Annotated in this window: 4 protein-coding genes; 2 read left to right on the top strand and 2 right to left on the bottom strand. The window is 72.3% G+C overall.

Annotated features, from left to right (window positions below; all coding sequences use genetic code 11):
• Nucleotides 1–119 precede the first annotated feature (119 nt).
• Nucleotides 120–1,067: an ROK family protein gene (locus tag ACWDCZ_RS39455; RefSeq protein WP_049655186.1), complete on the bottom strand. Its 948-nt coding sequence runs from the start codon at nucleotides 1,065–1,067 to the stop codon at nucleotides 120–122.
• A 325-nt stretch (nucleotides 1,068–1,392) separates the two neighbouring features.
• Here ACWDCZ_RS39455 and ACWDCZ_RS39450 point away from each other — a divergent pair, with 325 nt between their 5' ends.
• Nucleotides 1,393–2,673: an extracellular solute-binding protein gene (locus ACWDCZ_RS39450; protein WP_387977172.1), complete on the top strand. Its 1,281-nt coding sequence runs from the start codon at nucleotides 1,393–1,395 to the stop codon at nucleotides 2,671–2,673.
• A gap of 46 nt (nucleotides 2,674–2,719) precedes the next feature.
• Here the strand turns inward: ACWDCZ_RS39450 and ACWDCZ_RS39445 are convergent, their stop codons facing one another.
• Nucleotides 2,720–3,070, bottom strand: a complete 351-nt coding sequence (locus ACWDCZ_RS39445) for a cupin domain-containing protein (RefSeq protein WP_049655188.1) — start codon at nucleotides 3,068–3,070, stop codon at nucleotides 2,720–2,722.
• Nucleotides 3,071–3,172: 102 nt separating this feature from the next.
• On the opposite strand from ACWDCZ_RS39445, the gene ACWDCZ_RS39440 reads away from it, so the two are divergent.
• Nucleotides 3,173–3,400 carry a DUF3263 domain-containing protein gene (locus tag ACWDCZ_RS39440; RefSeq protein WP_079272731.1) on the top strand — a complete coding sequence of 76 codons (228 nt, stop codon included), beginning with the start codon at nucleotides 3,173–3,175 and terminating at the stop codon, nucleotides 3,398–3,400.
• The last annotated feature ends 108 nt before the right edge of the window (nucleotides 3,401–3,508 follow it).

Genomic DNA, 3,508 nt, shown 5'->3' with positions numbered 1-3,508 from the left:
GTCGCCGCCGAGGCCGGCGATGCGCTCGCCCTCGACGGCGAGGCGGTCGCCCTCGACGACGCCGCCGGGCAGGACCAGCCGGGCACCGGCCAGGGCAGTACGGTCACGGTCCGCGGTGGTCACGCGGTCACCTCCATGGAGAGCAGATCCCAGGCGAGCAGGCCCGCGCCCAGGGACGCGGCGGTGTCTTTGAGCATGGCGGGTACGACCTTCGGGGGCATCTGGAAGGTCAGTCGCCCGGTGACCGCCGCGCGCAGCGGAGTGAAGAGCGTGTCGCCGGCCTCGGCCAGCCCGCCGCCGACGATCACGGTGGACGGGTCGAGCAGGCTCTGGGCCAGCACGATGCCGTCCGCCAGGGCGTCGACGGCGCGCTGCCAGACCGCGAGGGCGCGGTCGTCCCCGGCGTCCACCGCGGCGGCGCAGGATGCCGCGTCGGCGTCGGGGTCGCCGCTGGTCTCGGCCCAGGCGCGGGAGACGGCGGAGGCCGAGGCCAGCGTCTCCAGGCAGCCGCGGGCGCCGCAGCCGCACTGCGGTCCGCCCGGGCGGACCACGACATGGCCGATCTCGCCGCCGTAGCCGTGCGCGCCGGCCTCGATCCGGCCGTCGATGCCGATGGCGCCGGCGATGCCGGTGCCGAGGGCGATGAACAGGAAGCGGTCGACGCCGCGGCCGGCTCCGAGCCGGCCCTCGGCCAGGCCGCCGGAGCGCACGTCGTGGCCGAGGGCCACCGGCATCGCGCCGCCGTCCGGTCCGGCCAGGCGCTCGCCGAGGAGCTTGCGCAGCGGGAGCTCGCGCCAGCCGAGGTTGGCGGAGAAGACCGCGATGCCGTTCTTCTCGTCGATCGTGCCCGGGACGGCGACACCGGCCGCGAGCGGGGCGACGCCGAAACGGCTGCGGCCCTCGTCCGCCAGGTCGGTGGCGAAGTCGAGGATGGCGGCGACGACGGCGTCCGTGCCGTGCTCCCGCCCGGTCGGTCGGCGTGCCTCGAACAGCACGGAGCCGTCCTGGGCGAGCAGCGCGGCCTTCATGCCGGTGCCGCCTACATCGAGTGCGATGACGTGCTTCACGGAGGACAGTTTCCCTTGGGCGGGTAGAAGAGGTCTAGTCCAGTTGTCGGATTGGTCTGGTCCATACTGGGTGAGCTTTGTCGCAGCTGCGGGGGTGTGCGCGGCTTTGCGCCGGGGTGCGGGGCGGGTGCGGACCGGGGTGAGTGGGGGTTTTGTTGCGCATTGTGCAATGACGCCGAGCACTTCGATAACTACTGGGGCGGCGCCGGGCGGTGGTGTGGACCGGTGGTCGACGGGTTTGGGAGTGTTGCGCGTCCCCCTGCCGGATTCCCCCGTTCCGGCTGCGTTCACCCCCCGTTCCATCCCCCCGAAGGCGGTACCCGCGTTGAACAGGCGCGTCCACGTTCCCACCCGTGTGCTCGGCGGTGCGCTGGCCGGAGCACTGGTCCTCACCGCGGTCAGTGCCTGCGGCGGGCAGGACGACGGGCCGGTCACCCTCAGACTGGTCGCCGCCGACTACGGGGAGAGCCCCGAGACCAGCTCCCAGCACTACTGGGACGCGGTCGCCAGGGACTTCGAGGCGGCCAACCCCGGGATCAGGGTCAGCGTCGAGGTGGACAGCTGGACCGAGATCGGCAAGAAGGTCGAGGACATGATCGCCGCCGGCAAGTCGCCGGACCTGCTCCAGACCGGCGGCTTCGCGGACCAGGTCGCGGCGGACCGGCTGTACCCGGCCTCCGACGTGCTCTCGGTGGACACCCAGGCCAGGTTCCTGGACACCTTCGCGCACGCCGGGCAGGTGGTCGGGACGCAGTACGGGATCCCGTTCGTCTCCTCCTCGCGGGTGCTCTTCTACAACAAGGCGGTCTTCCGGCAGGCCGGGATCACCCAGCCGCCGGCCACCTGGAACGAGCTGCGGCAGGACGCCGAGAAGATCAAGGCCAAGGTGCCGGGGGTGACCCCGTACGGGCTGCCGCTGGGGCCGGAGGAGGCACCGGCCGAGTCGATGCTGTGGACGCTGAGCGGCGGCGGCAGCATCTCCGACGACGTCGGCAACTACACCATCGACAGCGCCCAGAACCAGGCCACCTTCGGCTGGCTGAAGAGCAACCTGGTGGCCACCGGGCTGACGTACCCGGACCCGGGCAAGATGAACCGCACCCCGGTGTTCCAGGACTTCGCCGCCGGGAAGGTCGCGATGCTGAACGGGCACCCGACCCTGCTGCGGATGGCGACCGCCGGGAAGATCGAGTTCGGCACGGCGCCGATCCCGAAGAAGGACGGCGTCGGACGGACCGGGAGCCTCGGGGTCGCGGACTGGATGATGGCGCTGAAGGCGAACGGGCACAAGAACGAGATCAAGAAGTTCCTGGCGTTCGTCTACGGCAAGGACAACCAGCTGAAGTTCGACGAGCAGTACAACCTCCTGCCGGTCACCCAGGACGCGTTCGCCCAGATGTCGTCCGACCCCAAGCACGAGGACCTCAAGCAGTTCGCGGTCGGGCTCAGCAACGCGAGCTTCTACCCGTTCGGGGACCCGGCCTGGGGCGAGGTCAGCAACCGGATCAAGGCCGGGATCGGGCAGGCCGTGACGGGGGATCCGAAGCAGGTGCTCGAAGGACTGCAGGACGCGGCGGTGAAGGAAGCGGTGAAGGTCCGCAAGTAGCAGGCCGTCGGGGCCGGGGCGTGGTCCGCCCCGGCCCCGACGGGGCTCAGGGCAGCGTGATGGCGTAGGCCTTGCGGAGGGTCTCGTGGACCGTCCAGGTGGTGCGGTCGCCCTCGCGCAGCACCGCGCAGTCGCCCGGGCCGACCTCCAGGGTCGGGCCGCCCTCGACCTCGATCGTGGCCCGGCCGCTGAGCACCACGAACATCTCGTCCGCCTCGACGTCCGTGACCACGCCGGGGGTGATCTGCCAGAGACCGCGCAGGTGGCGGCCGTCGGCGGACTCGGAGAGCACCCTGCCGGTGACCTCGGGGGTGCCCGAGACGATCTGGGACGGGTCGAGCGGGTCGGGGTCGAGGTCGGCGGTCGGGATGTGCAGGGCGAAGCTCGGCGTGGTCATGGGGGTGACGGTAGCCGGGCGCGGGGAGCGGTGGGGCGAGCAGTGTGTGTCCGGGTCGCGCGCGAGAATGACACTCCGTAGCGGTGGACGGAGGTGTCGGCGGTGGGCGAGCTGAGCGAGCGGGACCGGGCGGTGCTGGCGCTGGAGGGGCGGCAGTGGCGGACGGCGGGGGCCAAGGAGCGGGCGATCCGGGAGGAGCTGGGGCTCTCCCCGACGCGGTACTACCAGGTGCTGAACGCGCTGCTGGACCGGGAGGAGGCGCTGGCGCACGCGCCGGTGCTGGTGAACCGGCTGCGGCGGGTGCGGGAGGCTCGGCGGGGGGCCCGTTGACGGGTGGGGGGTCGGGCTCTCGGGAGGGTGGGGGGCCGGGGGCGGCTCCGGGGGTGGCCGCTCCGGGGGCTGGATGATTTTCAGACTGCCAACCCTGGAGGTGGGGCG

This window comes from Kitasatospora sp. NPDC001225, assembly GCF_053597855.1.
This window is presented reverse-complemented; position numbering and strand designations above follow the sequence as displayed.